This window comes from Algibacter pacificus, from assembly GCF_008033385.1.
Lineage (GTDB): Bacteria > Bacteroidota > Bacteroidia > Flavobacteriales > Flavobacteriaceae > Algibacter > Algibacter pacificus.
On record NZ_VOGY01000008.1, the window covers coordinates 87,452 to 112,017 of the forward strand.

A 24,566-nucleotide genomic window follows, 5' to 3' on the forward strand; every position below is an offset into this window, starting at 1 on the left:
TGTTAAACAAAATGAAAAAACACATATACATAATCGGTTCCGGATTTTCAGCACTATCAGCATCATGCTACTTAGCTAAGGCCGGATACAGCGTTGAAATACTTGAAAAAAACGCTCAAATTGGAGGCAGAGCGCGCCAATTAAAAAAAGAAGGTTTCACTTTCGATATGGGCCCCACCTGGTATTGGATGCCCGATGTTTTTGAAAAATTCTTTTCTGATTTCGGAAAAAAACCATCAGATTACTATGCACTCGAAAAACTAGACCCTGCTTATAAGGTTTATTTTGAAGATGGTACGGCGATTACAATTCCAGGAACTCTTAAAGAAATTTACGAACTTTTTGAACGTGAAGAAAAAGGAAGCGCTAAACATTTAAAAAACTTTTTAAAATCAGCAAAGTATAATTATGATGTTTCAATTAACGATTTGGTTTACAGACCCGGCGTATCTCCGTTAGAATTAATAACACCAACAACAATAAGTAAAATAACACAATTCTTTTCAACCATAAGAACCGAAGTTAGAAGGCATATTAAAAGTTCTAAATTAATAGAAATTCTAGAATTTCCTGTATTATTTTTAGGTGCAAAGCCCAGTAATACGCCAGCTTTTTATAACTTTATGAATTATGCCGATTTTGGACTTGGTACTTGGCACCCAAAAGGCGGTATGTTTAACGTTGTTGATGCTATGATAGAACTAGCTAAAAGCTTAGGAGTTACCTTTACTACAAATGCAAATGTTGATGGCTTTACTGTAAATAGACAAAACCAAATAACAAGCATTAGTATTAATGGCATGTATACACCAGCAAAACTTGTTTTAAGCGGTGCCGACTACCACCACACAGAAAGCTTGCTACCAAAACAATTTCGTCAATATTCGGAAAAATATTGGGATAGCAAAGTCTTTGCTCCTTCATCTTTATTATTTTATGTTGGGTTTGATAAAAAACTAGAAAATATATGCCATCATACTTTGTTTTTTGACACCGATTTCGATATCCACGCTAAAACCATTTACGACACGCCAAGTTGGCCAAAAGAACCTTTATTTTATGCCAGTTTCCCTTCGGTTACCGATGACTCTTTTGCCCCAAAACACAAAGAAGCAGCTACATTTTTAATTCCGTTAGCGCCAGATTTAGAAGATACTCCAGAGTTAAGGGAGAAATATTTCAATATCATTATTAAAAGATTAGAATCTTTAACAAACCAAAACGTTACAGACCATATATTATTCAAAGAAAGCTTTTGTGTTAACGATTTTAAAGAAGACTATAATTCATACAAAGGTAACGCTTATGGCTTAGCCAATATATTAACACAAACCGCCTTTTTAAGACCTAAAATAAAAAGTAAAAAGGTGAACAACTTGTACTTTACTGGGCAATTAACAGTCCCTGGACCAGGAGTTCCGCCTGCTTTAATTTCCGGAAAAATAGCTTCTAACTTAATCTTAAAAAACGACAACTATGAAACACTTATTTGATGAAGTTTCTTACTCTTGTAGTAAGTTGGTAACTAAAAAATATAGCACTTCGTTTTCTTTAGCTACAAAAATGTTGTCGCCAAAAATACGTTCGGCTATTTATAACATTTATGGCTTTGTCCGTTTTGCAGACGAGATCGTAGACTCTTTTCATGATTTTGACAAAGAAAGTTTATTAAATAAATTTGAAGCAGATTACTATAATTCAAAAGAAGAAGGCATTAGCTTAAACCCTATTTTAAACGCTTTTATACACACAGTAAACGCTTATAAAATTCCAGATCACTTAATACAGGCTTTTCTAAAAAGTATGCGTGCCGATTTACACAAAACCGAATACCATACTGATGAAGAATACAAAGCCTACATATATGGCTCTGCCGATGTGGTAGGATTAATGTGTTTAAAAGTATTTGTAAATGGAAACGACGAACAATATGAAGATTTAAAAGAAGCCGCCAAACGTTTAGGGTCGGCATTTCAGAAAGTAAATTTCCTAAGAGACTTAAAGGATGATATTAACGTTTTAAACCGTTCGTATTTTCCAAATATCAATTTGAAAGAATTAGACGCTATTTCTAAAAACATCATTATACAAGATATTGAATCGGATTTTGAATTTGCTTATAAAAACGGTATCTTAAACCTTCCTATTGAGGCTAAATTTGGGGTGTATATGGCATATAGATATTACAGAAAGTTATTAAAGAAACTAAAAAACACGCCATCATCAAAAATCATCAACACTAGGATTAGAGTGTCAAACCCTATGAAAATAAACCTTCTAGCTAGGAGTTACGTAAAATATAAACTAAATTTAATGTAATGTATTTTCTATGTGTTTTACTGTTTTTATTTCAAAACAACACACCAAAATACGTTATTGAATACCATGATATAACGAGTAAAAACAAGGAATTAGCATTTATTACAAAATACAAAAAGAACACCACAGTAAGTATACAAGCCTATGTAATTTCCTTAGAAATGAAACAAGCAGAATACAAACATTTTCCTTGGCAAAAATTAAATATTTTTAATAAAGGTAAACAAAAGCTTGAACGGCTTATTAGTAAAAACAAAACCAATGCCGATTTACGCTATGTGCGTTTAGTTATCCAAGAGCAGTTACCAAAACTATTAAACTATAACTCTGAAATTGAAAATGACAAATTGTTTTTATCAGAATTATTAAAAATAACAGACCGTACCGATTATTTAGATCCGTACATTAAAAATAACACAACGTTATGATTATTTTATTCTTTGTATTAATCACTCTAATCACTTTCATAATTATGGAAGGAGTTACTTGGTGTACACATAAATACATTATGCATGGGTTTGGCTGGGTGCTACATGCCGACCACCACCAACCTGGATACCCACATGTTTTTGAAAAAAATGACGCTTACTTTATCATATTTGCAACACCAAGTATTCTATTATTCTTTTTTGGAATTCGTCCGGAACTGAACTATTTATTTTTTATTGGCCTCGGGATTTTATTATACGGTATTGCCTATTTCTTAATTCACGATGTATTAATCCACCGACGATTTAATTGGTTTAAAAACACGAAAAACTGGTACTTACGCGGCTTAAGAAAAGGACATAAAATACATCATAAACATCTAGATAAACCAGATGGCGAATGTTTTGGAATGCTTTTCGTGCCTTTAAAATATTTTAAAAAGGTACAATAATGTCATACTTATATCTCATATTAAATTTAGGGAGTTTAAGCATTCCCTTGCTATATAGCATCTTTGAAAAAAAATTTCATTTTATTCAATATGCCAAAATAGCGTTTATTAGTATTTTAATAATGGCCGTACCTTTTATAATTTGGGACGTGCTTTTTACAAAATTTGGTGTTTGGGGTTTTAATAACAGTTATCATTTACCAATATCACTTTTAGGAATACCCATAGAAGAATGGTTGTTTTTCTTTTGCATCCCCTATGCTTGCCTGTTTACACATGAAGTTTTAACCTATTATTTACCAAATTTTAAACTCTCTAAATCAGCAACCATAATTAGTGGAATATTAGTTCTAATTTTAATTTTTGTATTGTTATTGTTCCATTTAGGAAAATGGTACACAACCATAAATTTCACTTTTTTCATATTGCTTTTAACCTATAGTTTAAAATATCACTTAGAAGTTTTACAACGTTATTTTTTGAGTTTTCTCATTATTTTAATCCCTTTTCTAATTGTGAATGGCATACTTACAGGAAGTTTTATAAGCGAACCCGTTGTTTGGTATAACAACAATGAAAACTTAGGTTTTAGAATATTTACCATACCTTTTGAAGATGTTTTTTACGCCTTCAACTTATTGTTTTCAATTCAATTAATTTTCAACTATTTAAAACAAAACACACATGAAAAACAATAAAATAGTACGATTTCTAATCTTTCTTTGTGTTAATTTTTTAGCCTTAGGTATCGGGGTTTGGTTAATGCAAAACGGACCACAATCGGCTTGGTATATGGAACTAAACAAGGCCCCATGGACACCAGCAGGTTGGGTGTTTGGCGTGGCATGGACCTCCATAATGGTTGCCTTTGCCATATACATGACGGCTTTAAGCTTTAAGTTTCCATTTGCACACAAACCGATCATAAAGCTATATGCTTTACAATGGATTTTAAATGTGTTATGGAATTTACTATTTTTTAACCAGCACCTCACAGTAGTCGCTTTAATATCCATAACCGCCTTATGGTTACTCATTGGCTACTTGACATTTAAATACTTAAAAACCGTAAAGTATTACAGCCTATTTATACTTCCATATTTAATATGGATGACTATTGCAACAAGCTTAAACGCCTACATTGTATTCAACAATTAAAACAAAAAACATGGCACGAAAAAAAAATATGACCGCAGAAAAAATAATCGACCTGTATATGTCGACACTATTACTAGAAAACGAAATCCCAAAAACTGTTTATGCATTCGCTCATGCCAATAACTTTGAAGAAAGCGAATTCTATAAATATTTTGGCAGTTTCGAGGTTTTAGAAAAACAAATATTCTCACTCTTTTGTGAAAACACCATAGCCATGCTCATGGAAAATGAAGACTATGCAACCTACACACCTATAAATAAATTACTCAGTTTTTATTATACCTTTTTCGAAATGCTTAACGCCAATCGATCTTTTGTATATTTAAAATTAGCTCAAAATAAAAATAAATTAGACGCTTTAAAACTATTATCTAAACTCCGCGTCACCTTTTTAAAGTATATAGAAGCCGAAATTTATGAACAAACTATAGATTTAAAGAACAAAACATTAAACTCAATATCGAAAAAAGGCGTGAACGAAACCGCCTGGGCACAACTCCTATTCACTATGCAATTTTGGATTGAAGACACATCGCCTAATTTTGAGAAGACCGATATTTTTATTGAAAAATCAGTCCAAGCCAGTTTCGATTTAAAAAACATAAAACCATTAGAAAGTGTTTTAGACTTTGCTAAGTTTTTATGGAAAGAAAAAACGATGTCAACATGAAAACAATAGATAAAATACCCACATCCAAAATACAACGTGCCTCTAAATTAGTAAGCACCGGCCTTAAAGTGGGGGTTAATTACGCCAAATATTATGGTGAAAAAATGGTAAAAACCGAAGCTGAAGCTAAAGATAATTTAAACGAATCTAACGCTACAGATATTTACGATGGATTAAAAAACCTGAAAGGCTCTGCTCTAAAAGTAGCACAAATGCTTAGTATGGAAAAAAACATACTGCCAAACGCCTATGTTGAAAAATTCTCATTGTCGCAATTTTCGGTACCACCACTATCAGCGCCATTAGTAGCAAAAACATTCAAAAAATACTTTGGAAAAATACCCACACAGGTTTTTGACACCTTTACAGCCGAATCTGTAAATGCCGCCAGTATTGGGCAAGTGCATAAGGCCACAAAAGATAATAAGGAACTTGCTGTTAAAATTCAATACCCAGGAGTTGCCGATAGTATTTCTTCAGATTTAGCTTTAGTTAAACCTATTGCCATGCGTATGTTTAATATAAAAGGCGAAGGTACCGATGACTATTTTAAAGAAATAGAAAACAAACTCATTGAGGAAACCGATTACACGTTAGAACTTAAACAAAGTATTGAAATTGCCGAAGCCTGTAAACATATCCCCAATTTAAAATTCCCTAAATATTACGAAGCGTTTTCATCTGGAAAAATTTTAACCATGGATTGGATGCATGGTACTCATATTTCGGAATTTACAAAAAAGAATAATGATCCAGTGGTTTCAAACCAACTTGGTCAAGCTTTATGGGATTTCTATATGTTTCAAATGCATCAATTAAAAAAAGTGCATGCCGATCCGCATCCTGGAAACTTTTTAGTATCACCAGAAAATCAATTAATCGCCATAGATTTTGGTTGTATGAAAGAAGTGCCTCTTAATTTTTACATCCCGTACTTTGAATTGGCTGAAAAAGAAAACATTGAAAACCCCGCTTTTTTCGAAAAGAAATTATACGAATTAGAGATTTTAAAACCTACAGACACACCCGAAGAAACTGTCTTTTTTAAAGCATTATTTCACGAAATGCTTTCGCTGTTTACAACACCATTACAACAGGAGGTTTTCGATTTCGAAAATCCAACATTCTTTAACAAAATAGCTGAATTAAGCACTAAATACGCTCAAAGTACCGAACTAAAAAAGATGAATGGGAATCGCGGATCAAAACATTTCATATATATAAACAGAACCTTTTTTGGCCTATATAACCTGATGCACGATTTAAAACCAAACCACATTATTATCAATAATTACAAATCCTTATAAATGTATTTTACCCGAAATAACATCGATGCCTTGGAGCATTTTTATAAAATAAATATGATTAATAGTATTTCGGGTTATAAATCGGCGAATTTAATCGGTACTAAATCTAAAACAGGCGAAACCAATGTAGCCGTATTTAGTTCTGTGGTTCACTATGGTTCCAATCCGCCCATTTTAGGCTTTGTTTTACGGCCAACAACAGTAAAGAGAAATACTTACGATAATATTTTAGACACTAAATATTATACTATAAATCATATAAATGAAGCTATAATTGAAGATGCCCATCATACATCGGCTAAATATCCCGAGGGTATTTCTGAATTTGATAAAACTGAATTAAAAGAAGAATTTAAAAACGATTTTTATGCTCCTTTTGTAAAACAATCGGCTGTACAAATTGGATTAAAACATCTTCAAAGCATAGATATTAAAGCCAATGGCACCATTTTAATATTAGGAGAAATAACAGATTTACACATTAATGACGCCATAATAGAACCGGATGGTTTTATTGATTTAATGAAAGCAAAAACCGCTGTTGTAAACGGATTAGACACCTATGCCATACCCACAAAAAATAAGCGATTAACCTACCAAAGACCTAAATAAATTATTCATGAAAAAACTAGTCATTATTGGAGGAAGTAAAGGTATTGGACAAGCCATAATAACCCTTTTAAAAGACACCTATAGCATTATAAACATAAGTCGTACAACTATTGAAACAACTAACAATATCACCCACCATACGGTTAATATTTTAGAAGATGATTTACCCATAATAGACGCTATCGACGCCCTAGTATATTGCCCGGGAAGCATAAACCTAAAAGCGCTATCTAGGCTGGATCTCGACGACTTTCAAAACGATTTCAACATCAATGTTTTGGGCGCTATAAAAACCATCAAACATTACGAAAAAGCACTAATACAAGGGCAAGGTTCTGTAGTTTTATTCAGCAGTGTGGCCACACAAATGGGCATGCCTTTTCACGCCAGTATAGCAACTAGCAAAGCCGCTTTAGAAGGCTTAACAAAATCCTTAGCCGCAGAATATACTACAAAAATCCGTTTCAATATTATTGCTCCAACCATAACAGATACACCATTAGCCTCCAGGCTTTTGCGCAATGACAAACAGCGTGAAACCATGAGCGAACGCCATCCTTTAAAATCTATTTTAGACCCCAAAGAAGTTGCCGCACTAACCCAATATCTGTTATCTAGCGATGCTAAATCTATTTCCGGACAAACGTTCCCGATAGATGCTGGGATAACAAGTTTAAAACTTTAAGTTACATTATTTATGGTTCAAATAAAAAAACATTCCGGAATCTATACACTAGAAACCGCGCAAGAAATTAATATTCCATTACACGAAGCTTGGGCATTTTTTAGCTCCCCAAATAATTTAGAAAAAATTACACCTTCGGAAATGGGATTCAAAATCACCTCACAAATAGATAAAAAAGCCTATGCCGGACAAATAATAACTTATAAAGTTGGCATATTTCCAGGCATTAAATCCAATTGGGTTACAGAAATTACTCAGGTAGAACATGAATCGTTTTTTATAGATGAACAGCGTTTTGGCCCTTATAAAATGTGGCATCACGAACATTGGTTTTATGAGCAACCCAACGGAAATACACTCATGAAAGATAAAATTTCATATAAATTACCGTTTGGTTTTTTAGGTAATATCGCTCAAATACTATTTATAAAACAACAACTTAAAACGATTTTCGAATACCGATTTCAAACTTTAGAAAGCTATTTTAATGAAAAATAAAATAACCATATTTTGGTTCCGAAGAGATTTGAGATTGGATGATAACGCAGCCTTACATTTCGCATTAAAGTCTAGCGAAAATGTATTGCCTATTTTTATTTTTGATGATGATATTTTAGAGTCATTACCAAAAAACGATGCTAGAGTGACGTTTATACATCAAACCTTAGCGTCAATAAATAAAACCCTTTCTGAATTTGAATCTGGCCTGCTCATTAAAAAAGGAAAACCATTACAGGTTTGGAACCATTTACTTTCGGAATATTATATTGAACAAGTCTTTTTCAATAAAGATTACGAACCTTATGCTATTAAGCGCGATCTTGAAGTTTCAGAATTACTGCAATCTTACGGTATTGAAGTCAAGTCCTTTAAAGATCAAGTTATTTTTGAAGAACACGATATTTTAAAAAACGATAACACGCCTTATACCATATACACGCCGTTTAAAAACAAGTGGCTTAAAAAATTTGATGAACAGGTTGACCTTTTTAATTACCACATTGACACAGCCCATTTTTACAAACAAAAACACCCGTTTCCTTCATTAGAGAACATGGGGTTTACAACCAGTAACATCCGTGTAAAACCATACAATCTATCCGCTTTAAACAATTACGAGGACGTTAGAAATTTTCCTGCGCAAGACAAAACCTCATACCTTTCTCCGTATTTAAGATTCGGACTGGTAAGTACTCGGAAAATGATAAAACTTGCATTACAAACCAATGCAGTATTTTTAAGCGAATTGATTTGGCGCGAATTTTTTATGCAAATCCTTTTTCATTTCCCAAAAGTGGTGACCCATAATTTTAAACAAAAATATGATGCCATTCCTTGGCGGAATAATGAACGTGAATTTAAAGCGTGGTGCGAAGGAAAAACAGGCTATCCCATGGTAGATGCCGGAATGCGCGAATTAAACAAAACAGGTTATATGCACAATCGGGTACGCATGATTACCGCTGGCTTTTTATGCAAACATTTACTGATAGATTGGCGTTGGGGTGAAGCTTATTTTGCCGAAAAACTTTTAGACTACGACTTATCGGCAAACAACGGAAACTGGCAATGGGCTGCTGGAACAGGCTGTGATGCGGCCCCCTATTTTAGAGTTTTTAATCCTGCCGAGCAATTAAAGAAATTCGATAAAAATGCCGAATATATACGACAATGGGTTAAAGATTATGACGAACTATCATATCCTCAACCCATCGTTGAACATAAATTTGCACGCGAACGTGCTATTTCTACTTATAAAAAAGCGCTAAACTCATTTTAGTTTAACGCTTTTTCTATTTACTCAATATAAGCTTTTGCGGCTTCTAATGCTTTAGCAATGCCATCTGGATTTTTACCTCCGGCAGTTGCAAAAAACGGTTGTCCGCCACCACCGCCTTGGATATGTTTACCAAGTTCGCGAACTACTAAACCTGCATTTAACCCTTTACTCGCTACTAATTCTTTAGAAATATAGCAAGATAATAAGGCTTTCCCTCCTTGCTCGGTGGCGAATAATAAAAATAAATCATCAAACTGACTTCCTAAATCGAAAGCCACATCTTTTAATCCAGCAGCATCTAAATCTAATTTTTTAGCTAAAAAACGAACGCCATTAATTTCTGTTAATTCCGCTTTAAGCTCCCCTTTTATATTCTTAGCTTTATCTTTTAATAAACCTTCAATTTGTTTTTTAAGACTCGCATTTTCATCTTGTAAATTCTGAAGTGCTTTTACAGGTTCTTTTACATTATTAAGCAAATCTTTCATTTCAAAATAAGCACGGTTATTTTGAAAATAAAAATCTTTTACAGCATCATTTGTAATGGCTTCTATTCTTCTTATTCCGGCAGCAACCGCACCTTCAGAAACAATTTTAAAATGCCAAATATCTCCTGTATTTTTAACATGTGTTCCTCCACAAAGTTCTATCGATTGTCCAAAACGAATAGCACGAACGGTATCGCCGTACTTTTCACCAAACAAACTCATAGCACCATCGGCAATCGCTTCTTCTTTGGGCACATTTCTTTTTTCAATTAAAGGTAATTTTCCACCAATTCTAGCATTTACAAAATTTTCAACATCTTGTAATTCTTCTGCTGTTAATTTTGAAAAATGAGAAAAATCGAAACGTAAATATTTAGAATTTACAGCCGATCCTTTTTGTTCCACATGCGTTCCTAAAACCTCTCTTAAAGCTTGATGCAATAAGTGTGTTGCCGTATGATTACTTTCGGTTCTATGTCGTTGTTTAGCATCAACAACGGCCTTAAAACTATCGTGAATATGTTTTGGTAAATTTTTAGCAAAATGAATAATCAAGTTGCTTTCTTTTTTAGTATTTAAAATATAAATAACATCTCCGCGGGCATCTTCCAAATAGCCTTTATCGCCAACCTGGCCGCCACCTTCTGCATAAAACGGTGTAATATTAAACACCAACTGATACATTTCGCCGTCTTTTTTAGACACTACTTTTCTGTATCTAGTTAGTTTTACATTTGCTTCAAGCGTATCATAACCTACAAACTCCTCCTCGGTATCGTCTCTTAAAACAACCCAATCATCGGTAGACATTTCACTGGCTGCACGCGAACGATTTTTTTGTTTTTGCAATTCTTCATTAAAGCCTTTTTCATCTAATTTTAATCCTTTTTCAGAAAGAATAAGGGCGGTTAAATCTATTGGAAATCCATAAGTATCATACAATTCGAAAACTTTTCCTCCTGTAACTGTATCTCCTTTTGTGGTTTCAACAATTCCATTTAATAATACTAAACCTTGATCTAAAGTTCTTAAAAACGACTGTTCTTCTTCTTTTATAACATTTTCAATCAGTTGTTTTTGCGCTTTTAATTCTGGGAAAGCTTCTCCCATTTTATCGCTTAAAACCTCAACCAATCTATAAATAAAAGGTTCTTTTTTATCTAAAAATGTAAAGCCGTAACGCACCGCACGACGTAAAATTCTTCGAATTACGTAACCCGCTCCGGTATTACTTGGCAACTGCCCATCGGCTATTGAAAACGCCACGGCACGAACGTGATCGGAAATCACACGAATAGCAACATCGACCTCTTTCTCTTTGTTGTAAGTTTTATTGGTTATGGTTTCAATTTCTCGAATTATCGGTGTAAAAACATCGGTATCATAATTAGACTGCACGCCTTGTAAAACCATACAAAGACGCTCGAATCCCATACCGGTATCAATATGTTTGTCTGGTAAAGCTTCAAGGCTTCCGTTAGCTTTTCGGTTGTATTGCATGAAAACTAGGTTCCAAATTTCAACCACTTGCGGATGATCCATGTTTACTAAATCTTTCCCTGAAACTTTGGCTTTTTCTTCAGCAGAACGAATATCCACGTGTATTTCACTACATGGCCCACAGGGTCCTTGATCGCCCATTTCCCAGAAATTATCTTTCTTATTACCTTTTAAAATGCGGTCTTCCGAGATGTACTGTTTCCAGAAATCGTAAGCTTCGGTATCCATGCCTAAATTATCGGCATCATCGCTACCCTCAAAAACAGTAACATATAAAATATCTTTATCGACACCATAAACTTCGGTTAAAAGTTCCCAAGCCCAAGCAATGGCTTCCTTTTTAAAATAATCACCAAAACTCCAATTCCCAAGCATTTCAAACAAGGTATGATGATAAGTATCGTAACCAACTTCCTCTAAATCATTATGTTTTCCAGAAACACGCAAACATTTTTGTGTATCGGCAATTCTATTATTTTTTGGTTGGGCATTTCCTAAAAAATACTCTTTAAAAGGCGCCATCCCAGCATTTACAAACATTAGGGTTGGATCATCTTTTAAAACCATGGGCGCCGATGGCACGATACTGTGCTTTTTTTCTTCAAAAAAACTTAAAAACTTAGCGCGAATCTCTTGAGACTTCATATATAAATTATTCTCTTTTCTGTTATTATCAATTAATTGCAAAACAATTTTTATCTTTACTATCAAATTTTGAATTTACAAGACTAATCATTTACCTTTCTTTTAATAATAAATGATTAGTTTTGTTCGTTTTGCTTTCAATATTTAAGTGTAAAAACTAAAAATTGTACAACGCAAAAATAGTATAAAATTAGTAATGAGTAAGGTAAAATATTATTACGATTCCGAATCACTTTCATACAGAAAGATAGAGCGCAAAAAAAGTACAGCATTTAAGTACGCTTTTATGTTTATTTTGGCTTCTGCGCTTTTTGGTTTTCTATTTGTTTTTATAGGAAGTCAATATATCGCATCGCCAAAAGAACGCACTCTAGCCAGAGAATTACACAACATGCAATTGCAGTATGAATTGCTAAATAAAAAAATGGAGGAAGCTGAAAACGTTTTGGCTAATGTTGCCGATAGAGATAATAATATCTATCGGGTTTATTTTGAAGCCAACCCTATTCCGGAAGGCCAAAGAAGAGCTGGTTTTGGAGGAATTAACCGCTATAAAAGTTTGGAAGGTTTTGATAATTCTAAATTAATTATTGAAAGTAATAAACGTTTAGATATTATACAAAAGCAAATAGTTGTACAATCTAAATCGCTCGACGAAATTACGGTACTTGCTAAAGAAAAAGAAAGCTTACTAGCTGCCATTCCCGCTATTCAACCTGTTAACAATAAAGACTTAACACGTATGGCATCGGGTTTTGGCATGCGTTCAGACCCTTTTACTAAAGTAAGAAAAATGCACTGGGGTATGGATTTTACTGCACCTCGAGGCACACCAATTTACGCTACCGGCGATGGTGTTGTGGTTCGTGCCGATTCACGTTCTACAGGGTACGGAAACCACATTAGAATAGATCACGGTTTTGGTTACATTAGCCTTTATGCTCATTTATATAAATATAATGTAAGAAAAAACCAAAAAGTAAAACGCGGTGATTTAATTGGCTTTGTAGGTAGCACTGGCCGGTCTCAAGCTCCACATTTACATTATGAAATTTTTAAAGACGGCCAACGTATTAACCCCATGAATTTCTATTACGGCAGTTTAACTGCTGAAGAATATAGTGAGCTGTTAGAACACGCTTCACTAGAAAATCAATCTTTAGATTAATGCATATAGATTTACCAGAAAAACGATATTATGCTATTGGAGAAGTTGCCAAAGCCTTTGGAGTAAACGCCTCTTTAATCCGTTTTTGGGAAAAAGAATTCCATGTGCTTAAACCCAAAAAAAACGCCAAAGGTAATCGAAAATTTACGCCCGAAGATATTAAAAACCTAAAGCTCATTTATCATTTGGTAAAAGAACGTGGTTATACTTTAGACGGTGCAAAAACACATCTAAAAGAAAAAGATAAAGCCGCACTTAACAACTTTGAAATTATCGATACTTTAGAAAACATAAAAGCCCAACTTCTAAATATAAAAACACATTTATAAGACAATTAAACTTATTATAAATTTAGAGCATTAATTTTTTAAAAAACAAGTAACTTTTTGGCAAATGATGAGTCTTATATTATTAAACATTAAAACATAAATATTTTATCATGAAAAAATTTTTACCACTAATCATAATCGGCGTTGTTGTATTCGGACTTATAAAATGGGGAATTGGAATACACAACACTATAATAGAAAAAGAAGGTGTAGCTCAAGCGCAATGGGCCAATGTTGAAAGCTCGTACCAACGTCGTGCAGATTTAATACCTAACTTAGTATCTACAGTAAAAGGTTATGCTGCCCACGAAAAAGAAACCCTAGAAGGCGTTATTAATGCACGTGCTGCCGCAACAAAACCAGAAATAAATATAGGAGATGGCCCATTAACAGCAGAAAAAATGGCCGCGTTTCAAAAAGCACAACAAGGTTTAAGTAGCGCATTATCTCGTCTTTTGGTTACGGTTGAAAAATATCCCGACTTAAAAGCAAATCAGAATTTTTTAGAACTACAATCTCAACTTGAAGGTACAGAAAACCGCATTAACGTAGAACGTAACCGCTTTAACGATTTAGCAGGAAAATACAACATCTTCATTAAACAAATACCAACCAATTTTATAGCAAGTTTTGGTGGGTTTGAAGGAATGTCGCTATACAAATCGGATGCAGGAAGTGAAAACGCTCCAAAAGTTGAATTTTAATGTCTAAAGTTGAAGACTTTTTAACAAGCGAAGAAGAGCAAGAGATTGTTGAAGCGATTCGTTTATCCGAATTAAACACATCTGGCGAAATACGAGTTCATATTGAAAACTCGGCTAATGGCGATGCCACACATCGTGCTTTAGAGGTGTTTCATTATTTAAAAATGGACAATACCAAGCTTCAAAACGGTGTGCTCATTTATGTAGCTATAAATGACAAAGCTTTTGTTATTTATGGAGATGAAGGCATTAATAAAGTGGTTCCCGAAAATTTTTGGGATAGCACTAAAGATGCTATGCAAACGCAATTTAAATTAGGTAAATTTAAACAAGGTATTATTGAAGGTATCCTAAAAGCAGGTGAACAATTAGCAACATTTTTCCCTTGGAAACAGGATGATATTGATGAATTATCTAACGAAATTTCAAAAGGTGAGTAACACAAATATGACATACTCAACATTCAATAATAAGGTAACATTTAAGATGAAAAGCACCTTTTTCATACCTTTAATTGTTGCTTTATTATCTTTTAGTTTTTCATTTGCACAATTTGAAATTCCTAAAACTCCAGATTTTCAAACCAGTGTTTACGACTACTATAACCTTTTAAGTGCGTCTCAAAAAAAGAGTTTAGAAGCTAAACTTGTAAAATATTCCGATACGACTTCCACCCAAATTGTTGTGGCTATTATTGCATCTACCGAAGGAGAAAACATCAACTTTTTAGGTGCTAAATGGGGACAAGCTTGGGGTATTGGTCAAGAAAATAAAGATAACGGTGTTCTTATTTTATTAGCTCGAGACGATAGGCGTATAGCTATTAATACTGGTTATGGTGTAGAACATTTACTAACCGATGCACTAGCTAATAGAATTATTAATCAAGACATAATTCCTTATTTTAAACAAAACGATTATTACGGTGGATTAAACCGTGGTGCCGATGTTATTTTTGAAGTTTTAAAAGGCGAATATAAAGGCACAAGACAAACCTCTAACCAAGATGGATTTCCTCCGGGGTTTATAGTCATCCTCATTTTTATTTTCATCATCATTATGCTTTCAATATCTAAAAATAAGCGTGGCGGTGGCGGAAATAATGGTGGACATAGGTCATCAGGATCTGGTTTACTCGAAGCCATTATTTTAAGTAATTTAGGTCGAGGAAATTATAGCGGAGGCTCTGGGTTTGGGGGAAGCTCGGGCGGCGGCTTTAGCGGAGGCGGCGGCTTCGGTGGAGGTTTCGGCGGCGGCGGCTTTGGTGGCGGCGGCGCTTCTGGAGGCTGGTAAAAATATCTTATAAAAAAAGGAGGAATTAATAATTCCTCCTTTTTCATTTCTTATAAAACAATTCGGTTATGTATTAAAATCCCGCGTTATTGATATACGCTTCGACTTCCATATCATGTCCAACAAAATCGGTAAAGGCTTTATTTAAGTCGACACTATTACCGACAGACAATATATATTTTCTAAAACGTTCTCCATTTTCACGATTCATTCCTCCATGGGCTTTAATCCAATCGTAAGTATTATAATCTAATGTTTTACTCCAGGTGTAAGCGTAATATCCAGCTGCATATCCTCCTCCCCAAACATGGGCGAAATAGGGCGTATGGTATCTAGGCGGCACTTCATTTACCAATAAACCGTTTTTAGAAAGTGCTTCATTTTCAAACTCTAATACTGGTTTAAAATCAGCTTCATTCTCAACTGTATGCCACATCATATCGATTACGGATGCCGCTAATAATTCTGTAACATCATAACCGCTATTAAAAGTGCTTGCTTTCATAATTTTATCAATTAAAGCTTGCGGAATTGCTTCTTTAGTTTTGTAATGTATGGCATAGTTTTTTAAAATCGCAGGCTCTAAAGCAGCGTGCTCATTTATCTGTGAAGGAAATTCAACATAATCCCTAGGCACATTGGTTCCCGATAAAGATACATATTGCTGATTTGCAAACAAACCATGCAAGGTATGCCCAAACTCATGAAACATGGTGGTCACATTATCAAAACTAATTAACGATGGATGTCCTGCTGTTGGTTTTATGTAATTAAATACGTTAACTATTACTGGTTTTTGCTTTAAATAATGCGATTGATCTACAAAATTATTCATCCAAGCACCGCCTCTTTTTTCGTCTCTAGTGTAAAAATCTAAATAGTAAAGTGCCATGCTAGATCCATCTTTATCAAAAACTTCATAAGTAATAACATCTGGATGATAAACAGGTAAATCTGTGCGTTTTTTAAACGTAATACCGTACATCTGCTCTGCAGCATAAAATACACCATTCTCTAAAACTGAATTTAACTCAAAATAAGGTTCTAGTTCTTTTTGATCCAAATCGTATTTGGCTTTTTTAACTTGCTCGGCATAAAAATTCCAATCCCATGGCTCTAATTTAAATCCGCCATTTTGAGCATCAATTATACGTTGAATATTGGCAGCTTCTTTATTTGCTTTTCCAACCGATGCCTTCCCGAGTTCTGCTAATAAATCTAAAGCACGCTCTGGGGTTTTAGCCATTTGATTTTGCAAATTCCATTCTGCATAGTTTTTTTTACCCATTAATTGCGCTTTTTGCATACGCAAAAGAGCAATCTCTTTAATAATTTTTCTTGTATCGGCGTCATTATTTTTTTCAGATCTTAACCAAGACGCTTTAAATAATTGCTTTCTAGTTTCTCTATTTTTCAAAACGGCCAACAAAGGTTGTTGGGTGGTGTTAGATAAGCCTAACAAAAATTTACCATCGTGCCCTGCTTCTTTTGCTTTTGCTTTTGCTCTGTTAATATCATCGGCACTTAAACCATCTAATTCAGCTTCAGTATCTACTAATAACGCGCCATCTTTACGTGCTTTTAATAATCTGCTACTAAACTCGGTGCTTAACACAGAAAGTTTTTTGTTAATATCCATCATCTTGGCTTTATCATCGCTAGACAAACTAGCTCCAGCCATTTCAAATTTCTTTAAATAATAATCGACCAACTTGACATCTTCTCCTTTTAAAGTAGAAATATCTAAAGATTTGATACGATTGTAAATTTTAGAATTAAGATATATTTTATCGGAATGCGCAGAAAATATTGGTGCATATTCCTTTTCTATTGCTTGAAGCTTTGGATTTGTATTAGATCCGGTAAGATTATAAAATACACTTTTTGCTCTGCCTAAAACCTCACCACTTAGTTCTAAGGCTAATACAGTGTTTTCAAATGTTGGGGCATCGGTATTGTTTGTAATAGCATCAATTTCAATATTGTGCTGTTTTAAACCTTCTTTAAAGGCAGGAACAAAATCGTCATCTTTTATTTTATCAAAAGGGGGCGTTTGATATTGTAATGTGCTTTTTTGCACTAGAGGGTTGTCTATTTTATTCATTTTTTCTTTGGTATTTGAAGTACATGAAAACAAGACGACATTAACCATTATTAAATAAATAGCACGTTTTTTTGTAAGGCAATTTTTCATTGTAATTAGATTAAGTTATGAACATATAAAAATACATAACTTAATCTAAAAACACCATTGAAATAAGAATTTCTAGTTTACTTTTTACGCATGTACACACTAATAGGCACGCCTTTAAAATCGAACTGCTCACGTAGTTTGTTTTCCAGAAAACGTTTGTAAGGTTCTTTTACATATTGTGGTAAATTACAGAAAAACGCAAATTGCGGTTGCGGCGTAGGCAACTGCATAATATACTTAATCTTAACAAATTTAGCTTTATACGCCGGTGGTGGATAGTTTTCTATAATTGGTAAAAACACCTCGTTAAGTTTACTTGTTTTTATTTTTTTAGATCGGTTTTTATAAACCTCAACAGCGGTTTCAATCGCTTTAAAAATACGTTGTTTGGTTAATGCTGATATAAAAACAATAGGCACATCTGTAAAGGGCTCCATTTGTTTTTTTAGAGCACGCTCGTACTCTTTCATAGACTTATGATCCTTCTCTACTAAATCCCATTTATTGACAAGAACAACAATCCCTTTTCTATTTCGTTCTGCTAACCAAAAAATATTTTGTACTTGTCCGTCAAAACCACGAGTTGCATCTAAAACCACCAAGCACACATCCGAGTGTTCTATAGCACGAACAGAACGCATTACCGAGTAAAATTCTAAATCTTCTTTTACCTTAGATTTGCGTCTAATTCCGGCAGTATCAACTAAATTAAATTCAAATCCAAAACGGTTATATTTGGTATCAATAGAATCACGGGTCGTGCCTGCAATATCTGTAACAATATAGCGCTCCTCGCCAATTAAAGCATTTATAAAAGATGACTTCCCTGCGTTTGGACGGCCAACTACCGCAAAACGTGGTAACGCTTCTTCTACAACCTCCTCTTTTTCAGGTAAAGCTTCAACTAAAGCATCCAACAAATCTCCTGTTCCGCTACCATTAATACTCGCAATAGTATAATATTCACCTAAACCTAAAGCATAAAACTCTACAGCATCTTCCGCACGTTTTCCGTTATCTACCTTATTTACAACTAGAAAAACAGGCTTGCTTACTTTTCTAAGTAAATTTGCAACATCTTCATCCATTCCTGTTACACCAGCTTCAACATCTACCATAAAAATAATGGCATCGGCTTCTTCTATTGCTAATTCAACTTGTTTATCGATTTCTGCTTCAAACACATCATCACTTCCTAAAACGTATCCACCGGTATCAATTAACGAGAATTCTTTGCCATTCCAATCACTTTTCCCGTAATGACGGTCTCTTGTTACCCCACTAACGGCATCTACAATAGCCTCACGACGTTGTATTAAACGATTAAAAAAAGTTGATTTACCAACATTTGGTCTTCCTACTATTGCTACTATATTACTCATATTTTTTGTTTTTATGCATTACATATCCTGCAAGCGGCTGCAAAGATAGTGTTTAGTTCAATAGAAATGAGTATTTTACTCCCGCTAATGAATTTATTATGAATACATCTATAAATGACATTGTACTTAGACCACGATTTAAAATTGAAATCCCTAGGAGTAACACTAGTGTTTTAGAAGATTTTGAAAAAAGTAAAACCACTCAAACCGATATTATAGTCAATAGATTAGACGATCACGTTTTTATAAAACAGCCAAAATACATTGAACATTTTTGGTCGCCTCAGTTACATTTAGAAATTAATAAGATCGACGCTAACAGATGTGTTTTACAAGGCTTAATTGGCCCAAGCCCAACCATGTGGACTTTATTTATGTTTTTTCATTTTATAATTGCTAGCCTGTTTATAGCTTTTGGAGTTTGGGCTTATAGCAATTGGACTTTAAAAACAGATTACATTTTTCAAATAAGCCTAATGCTTTTAATGGTTATTATTTGGGTGGCATTATATTTTGGAGGTCGTATAGGAAGAGCTTCTAGCAAAGCAGAAATGCAAACACTCCAAGATTTTATGCTAGAAATATTAAATGAACCAAACACTAATATTTTAAAAATTAAGACATAATAAAAGCTCTAATTGCTACCAATTAAAGCTTTTAAACTAAACTAACTCAAACTATATCCAAATTACCAATTTTGAATGGTACAAAGATGCGGTTCAAGCTTTAACTAAAGGTTACCTAACTAAAAAGATAACGTTAGTTTTTATTGATTGTAACCAAAACGTTTTAATTGCTTTTGGTTGCTACGCCAGTTTTTATTCACTTTTACATAAAGTTCTAAATGAATTTGCTTGCCAAAAAATTTCTCTAAATCTTTTCGAGCCTCTACCCCTACACGTTTTAAAGCCGAACCTTTATGCCCTATAATAATGCCTTTTTGAGTTTCGCGCTCGACCATAATTACAGAACGCATTCTAATAATGTTTTCTTCCTCGAAAAATTCTTCCGTTTCAATTTCTACGGCATAAGGAATTTCTTTTTTATAATGAAGAAGTATTTTTTCGCGAATGGTTTCATTGATAAAAAAACGTTCTGGTTTATCGGTTAATTGATCTTTTGGATAAAAAGCCGGAGATTCTGGCAATAATTCGATAATTCTATGAAAAACTTCTTTTACCTGAAACCCTTGCAATGCTGAAATAGGAATAATTTCGGCACTTGGCACTTTTTCTGCCCAAAGTTGTACTTGTGCTTCCAATTGAGCCTGATCGGATATATCTATTTTATTTAATAGTAATAATACTGGAATTTTAGACGATTTTATTTTATTAAAAAAGGCTTCATCCTTTAAGGCCTGCTCTCCAATTTCAACCATATAAATCAATACATCAGCATCTTCGAAGGCCGATTTCACAAACCCCATCATAGATTCTTGCAACTCATAAGCCGGTTTAATAATACCTGGAGTATCACTTAAAACCACTTGAAAATCGTCGCCATTTACAATACCTAAAATTCTATGGCGTGTGGTTTGCGCCTTAGAGGTAATAATGGATAATTTTTCACCTATAAAGGCATTCATTAGTGTCGATTTTCCAACATTTGGATTCCCGATAATATTTACAAAACCTGCTTTATGGCTCATAGTATTCAATTTATTAAGTTGCAAAGTTACAACCTTTATTTTTTTTGATTTTATTATAACAAAAAAAGACTGCCTTTTACAGACAGTCTTTTATAAACTATTACGTAGTAAAATTTAATTACTTAACGATGTCTAATAATTCAACATCGAATACTAAAACATCGAAAGGTTTAATTTTTCCACCTCTTGGAGTAGCTCCATAACCTAATTCCTGAGGAATAAAGAATTTATATTTAGAACCTACAGACATTAACTGTAAACCTTCTGTCCAACCTGGAATAACTTGAGTTACTCCAAAAGTAGCAGGAGTTCCACGATCTACAGAACTATCAAAAACAGTTCCATCGGTTAATGTACCATGGTAATGAACTTTTACCTGAGACGCTGTTGTTGGCTTTTCACCTGTTCCTTCTTTTTCAATAATATATTGTAGTCCACTATCTGTTACATGAACACCTTCTTTAGATTTATTTTCTTCTAAAAATTTTTCACCAGCAATTTTATTTTCACCAAATTCTGCTTCAGCTTTTTTAGCCGCCGCTTCTTGTTGTTTGGCCATATCAGCTTGTTGCTTTTTCATAAAATAAGCTTGCACTACTTTTTGAGCATCTGCTGGTTCGATTAAAATATCTGTAGAATCAATAGCGTTCTTAAACCCTTGGATAAATAAATCGTTATCAAATTCTGTAAAACTTGCTTTTACATTTCTAGCAACATCCAAACCAATAGCATAACTTACGGAGTCTAATTCTGTTTTTATAGGCTTTTTGGTAACTCCTGTATTATTACAAGATGCCATTAATGCTGTAACAGCAACTAGGCTTAAAACTTTAATTGTTTTCATTTTTATGTGTTAAATTAATTTGCAGCCAAATGTAACAAAATTATGATAGGAATAAAATAGGTTTAGGTTCTATTTAACAAAAAATCAAAAAACAACACCATATAGAGAACAGAACATGAAGATTTTTTTTAAATAAAAAAGCCTGCAATATGCAGGCTTTAAAAGTTAAAGTGGGGAGAGCAGGATTCGAACCTGCGAAGACGTAGTCAGCAGATTTACAGTCTGCCCTCGTTGGCCGCTTGAGTATCTCCCCAAAACCGACGGCAAATATATTATTGTTTCTTAATTCTACAAAACAAAAAGCTTTATTTTTTAAAATAATTTTAAAAAATAAAGCTTTTTGGAAACTGTAGCTGAAAACTAGCGTCTTCCACCACCACCTGGGCCACGGTTACCTCTTTGTTGGCGTCTTGCATCTAATTCGGCCATTTTTTTCTTTACAACGGCATTAAACTTAGCTTGTGAGATTTCTTTTCCTTCTGAAGGGACTTTCAATTCATCTTTTTCAGATGTGTTTAAAACAATTTTAGAGCAATAAATAGTCGTATTTTCCGAGTTAAGCTCTAAAATTAAACCAGGCAATCCCCAGTATTTTCCTGGTCCTTGGTTTACAGGTATTTCTAAAGTAAACCAAGCCGTTATTACGATATCTCGTGGCTTTGGTTCTAGTTCTCTTTTTCTTCTCGTTTCTCGATCTACTTTAGACTCATTTTCGTCTGGGCGTTTTCCAAAATTACTAAAATCGAATGCGGTAGTCGTGGTTTCTGCTGTAGCTTTATAGCAAGTATAGTCACCAACAATTTTAGTTTCGGTACCCAATTTCCAATCTAATTTTGGCAAGCTATCTTTTATTAAAAACTGTTTTCCAAAAAATTCTTGCTCTTGTAAAACCTCTAATTTTCTAACGTTTTTATACATATCGCCACCGGTATAATTGAGCATTTGAGCAAATCGTCTTCCTCTACGGTCTTCATCTTGACCTTCTTCACTTTTTACTTCTTTATAAGTAGATTCGGTTTGATTAAAAGTAAGTACAAATGATTTTTCTAATAAGCTTTTCATTCTATTTACAATTTCAGTTCTACGCTCTTCTGGCATATTACTTCCACCAAAATTACTCATATCCACGGTAGTTTTCGACTCATAATAAGCCTTACCTTGAAAATCTTTTTGACCAAATGATATTATAGAAATAAAAAGTAACATTGCAGTTACCATGGATTTAAAAGTAAAAAACTTCATTCTATTTATATTTTATATTTATAATTAAGTTCAATATTATTTTTAGACTCCAACCATGCTTCTAAGTTTAATATTAAAATGTTAAAATATTCTTAAAACAAATACTCTTATTAAACTAACCAAAACTAACGCTATTTTTGTATTTTCAAAATATATAATGAAACAAGCCTCCTTTATACTGTTTTTCTTTACAGTTTCAATTTTCGCTCAAGAACCTATTGAAACGTCTTTTATTAAAGAAACAAAACTAGATGTTGATCATTTAGTTGCAATAAACAATTTTGGAGCAACTTATTATATAACTAAAAATGTTTTTTATAAGAGGCAAAACCAAACTACGTTAAGTTACAACAATTTACAACTAGGCAATTTAACTGGTGTAAACACCTTTAACCCTTTAAAAATTAATTTATTTTATCAAGATTTTAATACTTTAATAATTTTAGACAACCGCTTATCTGAAATTTATAGAGTAGATTTTAATAATTTAAAAAACTACAAAAACGTATCCTATACATCTACAGGCCATGATAATACTGTGTGGATTTTTAATCAAACCAACCAAAAACTGGAACTTTTTGATTATAAATTGAAACATACTCGTGCAGAAACACAACCTATACAAAGTACTGTTTTAGATTTAAAAAGCAATTACAATCGGTGTTGGCTACTCACCAAAAAATTCCTTTATATCTATAATTATTTTGGGAGTTTACTAGAAAAAATTCCAAACAACAACTTCAACTCTATCGCTATACTAAATGAAAATTTAATTTTAAAAAAAGATAACAGATTGTTCTATCTGAATGAAAACAACTTACAACCTATTGCCTTAAACCTATCAAACTTTATAATAAATCGGTTTTTTGTAATGAACGAAACCTTGTATATTTACAACCAGAAAACGTTACAAGAGTTCCATTTAAAAATAAAATAACATGCACATTGCCATTGCTGGAAATATAGGCGCCGGAAAAACGACGCTTACCAAACTGTTAGCCAAACATTACAATTGGGAAGCACAGCTAGAAGATGTGGTGGACAACCCGTACCTAGACGACTTTTACAACCAAATGGAACGTTGGAGTTTTAATCTGCAAGTTTATTTTTTAAATAGCAGATTTCGTCAAGTATTACAAATTCGCCAAAGCGGAAAAGCTATTATTCAGGATCGAACTATTTATGAAGATGCTCATATTTTCGCACCCAATTTGCATGCTATGGGATTGATGACAAATCGTGATTTCGAAAACTACAAATCTCTTTTTGAACTCATGGAATCTTTAGTTCAAGGTCCAGATATCTTAATTTATCTACGGAGTACTACGCCTAACTTAGTATCGCAAATTCAGAAACGTGGTCGCGAATATGAAAACTCCATAAGTATTGATTATTTAAGCCGATTAAACGAACGTTACGAAGCTTGGATACACGGTTACAACAAAGGAAAACTGCTTATTATAGATGTAGATCACTTAGATTTTGTAGACAACCCTGAAGATTTAGGATCTGTAATAAACACCATTGATGCCGAAATAAATGGGCTTTTTTAAATATACTCGAAACCATTAAATAAATTAATTTAGTATCTGTTCTGCTTCAAAAAGCTCAGCGTGATATTCTTGTTTTAAACTAAAAAACAATCACTTAGATAACTCGAAGTGTTTTATAAACCACTTTAGAACACAGAAACAGTTAAACCGAAATAAAAAAAGCGC

General features: G+C 33.5%; 26 protein-coding genes and 1 tRNA gene. 20 read left to right on the forward strand and 7 right to left on the reverse strand.

Going from position 1 to position 24,566, the window contains the following annotated elements; translation table 11 throughout:
- Window positions 1–11: 11 nt before the first annotated feature.
- From FQU21_RS12980 to FQU21_RS13035, 12 genes are read left to right on the forward strand one after another with little or no spacing between them, the layout of a single operon-like run.
- Window positions 12–1,493 carry a phytoene desaturase family protein gene (locus FQU21_RS12980; protein ID WP_147678436.1) on the forward strand — a complete coding sequence of 494 codons (1,482 nt, stop codon included), beginning with the start codon at window positions 12–14 and terminating at the stop codon, window positions 1,491–1,493.
- Window positions 1,477–2,319 carry a phytoene/squalene synthase family protein gene (locus FQU21_RS12985; RefSeq protein ID WP_147678437.1) on the forward strand — a complete coding sequence of 281 codons (843 nt, stop codon included), beginning with the start codon at window positions 1,477–1,479 and terminating at the stop codon, window positions 2,317–2,319. The genes FQU21_RS12980 and FQU21_RS12985 overlap by 17 nt, the downstream gene beginning before the upstream one ends.
- Window positions 2,319–2,747, forward strand: a complete 429-nt coding sequence (locus FQU21_RS12990) for a hypothetical protein (protein ID WP_147678438.1) — start codon at window positions 2,319–2,321, stop codon at window positions 2,745–2,747. The genes FQU21_RS12985 and FQU21_RS12990 overlap by 1 nt, the downstream gene beginning before the upstream one ends.
- Complete coding sequence (locus FQU21_RS12995) at window positions 2,744–3,199, forward strand: sterol desaturase family protein (protein WP_147678439.1); 456 nt, start codon at window positions 2,744–2,746, stop codon at window positions 3,197–3,199. Before FQU21_RS12990 ends, FQU21_RS12995 begins: the two co-directional genes overlap by 4 nt.
- Window positions 3,199–3,897: a lycopene cyclase domain-containing protein gene (locus FQU21_RS13000; RefSeq protein WP_147678440.1), complete on the forward strand. Its 699-nt coding sequence runs from the start codon at window positions 3,199–3,201 to the stop codon at window positions 3,895–3,897. Before FQU21_RS12995 ends, FQU21_RS13000 begins: the two co-directional genes overlap by 1 nt.
- Window positions 3,884–4,357, forward strand: a complete 474-nt coding sequence (locus FQU21_RS13005) for a TspO/MBR family protein (protein WP_147678441.1) — start codon at window positions 3,884–3,886, stop codon at window positions 4,355–4,357. The genes FQU21_RS13000 and FQU21_RS13005 overlap by 14 nt, the downstream gene beginning before the upstream one ends.
- A gap of 10 nt (window positions 4,358–4,367) precedes the next feature.
- Window positions 4,368–5,027 carry a TetR family transcriptional regulator C-terminal domain-containing protein gene (locus tag FQU21_RS13010; protein ID WP_147678442.1) on the forward strand — a complete coding sequence of 220 codons (660 nt, stop codon included), beginning with the start codon at window positions 4,368–4,370 and terminating at the stop codon, window positions 5,025–5,027.
- Entirely contained in the window at window positions 5,024–6,334 is a 1,311-nt protein-coding gene (locus FQU21_RS13015; RefSeq protein WP_147678443.1) for an ABC1 kinase family protein, read from the forward strand. The genes FQU21_RS13010 and FQU21_RS13015 overlap by 4 nt, the downstream gene beginning before the upstream one ends.
- Window positions 6,335–6,946: a flavin reductase family protein gene (locus FQU21_RS13020; RefSeq protein ID WP_147678444.1), complete on the forward strand. Its 612-nt coding sequence runs from the start codon at window positions 6,335–6,337 to the stop codon at window positions 6,944–6,946.
- A 7-nt stretch (window positions 6,947–6,953) separates the two neighbouring features.
- On the forward strand, window positions 6,954–7,631 hold the full coding sequence (locus FQU21_RS13025) for an SDR family NAD(P)-dependent oxidoreductase (RefSeq protein WP_147678445.1): 678 nt from the start codon (window positions 6,954–6,956) through the stop codon (window positions 7,629–7,631).
- Between the two features lie 12 nt (window positions 7,632–7,643).
- Window positions 7,644–8,129, forward strand: a complete 486-nt coding sequence (locus FQU21_RS13030; RefSeq protein WP_147678446.1) for an SRPBCC family protein — start codon at window positions 7,644–7,646, stop codon at window positions 8,127–8,129.
- Complete coding sequence (locus FQU21_RS13035; protein ID WP_147678447.1) at window positions 8,119–9,411, forward strand: cryptochrome/photolyase family protein; 1,293 nt, start codon at window positions 8,119–8,121, stop codon at window positions 9,409–9,411. The genes FQU21_RS13030 and FQU21_RS13035 overlap by 11 nt, the downstream gene beginning before the upstream one ends.
- Before the next feature lie 17 nt (window positions 9,412–9,428).
- Here FQU21_RS13035 and alaS read toward each other — a convergent pair whose 3' ends face one another.
- Complete coding sequence (alaS, locus tag FQU21_RS13040) at window positions 9,429–12,044, reverse strand: alanine--tRNA ligase (protein WP_147678523.1); 2,616 nt, start codon at window positions 12,042–12,044, stop codon at window positions 9,429–9,431.
- A 196-nt stretch (window positions 12,045–12,240) separates the two neighbouring features.
- Here alaS and FQU21_RS13045 point away from each other — a divergent pair, with 196 nt between their 5' ends.
- From FQU21_RS13045 to FQU21_RS13065, 5 genes are all read left to right on the forward strand, one after another.
- Window positions 12,241–13,212, forward strand: coding sequence for a M23 family metallopeptidase (locus tag FQU21_RS13045; protein WP_147678448.1), 972 nt, complete (start codon window positions 12,241–12,243; stop codon window positions 13,210–13,212).
- Window positions 13,212–13,541 carry a MerR family transcriptional regulator gene (locus tag FQU21_RS13050; RefSeq protein ID WP_147678449.1) on the forward strand — a complete coding sequence of 110 codons (330 nt, stop codon included), beginning with the start codon at window positions 13,212–13,214 and terminating at the stop codon, window positions 13,539–13,541. Before FQU21_RS13045 ends, FQU21_RS13050 begins: the two co-directional genes overlap by 1 nt.
- 110 nt (window positions 13,542–13,651) lie before the next feature.
- The gene (locus FQU21_RS13055; RefSeq protein ID WP_147678450.1) at window positions 13,652–14,245 is read left to right on the forward strand and encodes a LemA family protein; all 594 of its coding nucleotides are present in this window, start codon (window positions 13,652–13,654) and stop codon (window positions 14,243–14,245) included.
- The gene (locus FQU21_RS13060; RefSeq protein ID WP_147678451.1) at window positions 14,245–14,685 is read left to right on the forward strand and encodes a TPM domain-containing protein; all 441 of its coding nucleotides are present in this window, start codon (window positions 14,245–14,247) and stop codon (window positions 14,683–14,685) included. Before FQU21_RS13055 ends, FQU21_RS13060 begins: the two co-directional genes overlap by 1 nt.
- Window positions 14,686–14,731: 46 nt before the next feature.
- Window positions 14,732–15,538 carry a TPM domain-containing protein gene (locus FQU21_RS13065; RefSeq protein WP_246124836.1) on the forward strand — a complete coding sequence of 269 codons (807 nt, stop codon included), beginning with the start codon at window positions 14,732–14,734 and terminating at the stop codon, window positions 15,536–15,538.
- A 73-nt stretch (window positions 15,539–15,611) separates the two neighbouring features.
- Here the strand turns inward: FQU21_RS13065 and FQU21_RS13070 are convergent, their stop codons facing one another.
- Both FQU21_RS13070 and der read right to left on the reverse strand, forming a co-directional pair.
- Window positions 15,612–17,690 (reverse strand): M3 family metallopeptidase, encoded by a 2,079-nt coding sequence (locus FQU21_RS13070; RefSeq protein WP_394348407.1) that lies wholly within the window; start codon window positions 17,688–17,690, stop codon window positions 15,612–15,614.
- A 119-nt stretch (window positions 17,691–17,809) separates the two neighbouring features.
- On the reverse strand, window positions 17,810–19,114 hold the full coding sequence (gene der / locus FQU21_RS13075; RefSeq protein ID WP_147678454.1) for a ribosome biogenesis GTPase Der: 1,305 nt from the start codon (window positions 19,112–19,114) through the stop codon (window positions 17,810–17,812).
- 98 nt (window positions 19,115–19,212) lie between these two features.
- Here der and FQU21_RS13080 point away from each other — a divergent pair, with 98 nt between their 5' ends.
- Complete coding sequence (locus FQU21_RS13080) at window positions 19,213–19,740, forward strand: GTP-binding protein (RefSeq protein WP_147678455.1); 528 nt, start codon at window positions 19,213–19,215, stop codon at window positions 19,738–19,740.
- 140 nt (window positions 19,741–19,880) lie between these two features.
- Here FQU21_RS13080 and era read toward each other — a convergent pair whose 3' ends face one another.
- The 4 genes from era to FQU21_RS13100 all read right to left on the reverse strand — a co-directional run bounded on the left by era (window position 19,881) and on the right by FQU21_RS13100 (window position 22,848).
- Window positions 19,881–20,762: a GTPase Era gene (gene era, locus FQU21_RS13085; protein WP_147678456.1), complete on the reverse strand. Its 882-nt coding sequence runs from the start codon at window positions 20,760–20,762 to the stop codon at window positions 19,881–19,883.
- 118 nt (window positions 20,763–20,880) lie between these two features.
- A complete protein-coding gene (locus FQU21_RS13090) occupies window positions 20,881–21,606 on the reverse strand; it encodes a BamJ family beta-barrel-assembly machinery protein (RefSeq protein WP_147678457.1) in 726 nt (241 codons plus the stop codon).
- A 171-nt stretch (window positions 21,607–21,777) separates the two neighbouring features.
- A tRNA-Tyr gene (locus FQU21_RS13095) sits at window positions 21,778–21,859 on the reverse strand.
- A gap of 107 nt (window positions 21,860–21,966) precedes the next feature.
- Window positions 21,967–22,848: a GLPGLI family protein gene (locus FQU21_RS13100; protein WP_246124835.1), complete on the reverse strand. Its 882-nt coding sequence runs from the start codon at window positions 22,846–22,848 to the stop codon at window positions 21,967–21,969.
- 157 nt (window positions 22,849–23,005) lie between these two features.
- Here FQU21_RS13100 and FQU21_RS13105 point away from each other — a divergent pair, with 157 nt between their 5' ends.
- Together FQU21_RS13105 and FQU21_RS13110 are read left to right on the forward strand one after the other, a co-directional pair.
- The gene (locus tag FQU21_RS13105; RefSeq protein WP_147678458.1) at window positions 23,006–23,785 is read left to right on the forward strand and encodes a hypothetical protein; all 780 of its coding nucleotides are present in this window, start codon (window positions 23,006–23,008) and stop codon (window positions 23,783–23,785) included.
- A 1-nt stretch (window position 23,786) separates the two neighbouring features.
- Window positions 23,787–24,401: a deoxynucleoside kinase gene (locus tag FQU21_RS13110; RefSeq protein ID WP_147678459.1), complete on the forward strand. Its 615-nt coding sequence runs from the start codon at window positions 23,787–23,789 to the stop codon at window positions 24,399–24,401.
- The last annotated feature ends 165 nt before the right edge of the window (window positions 24,402–24,566 follow it).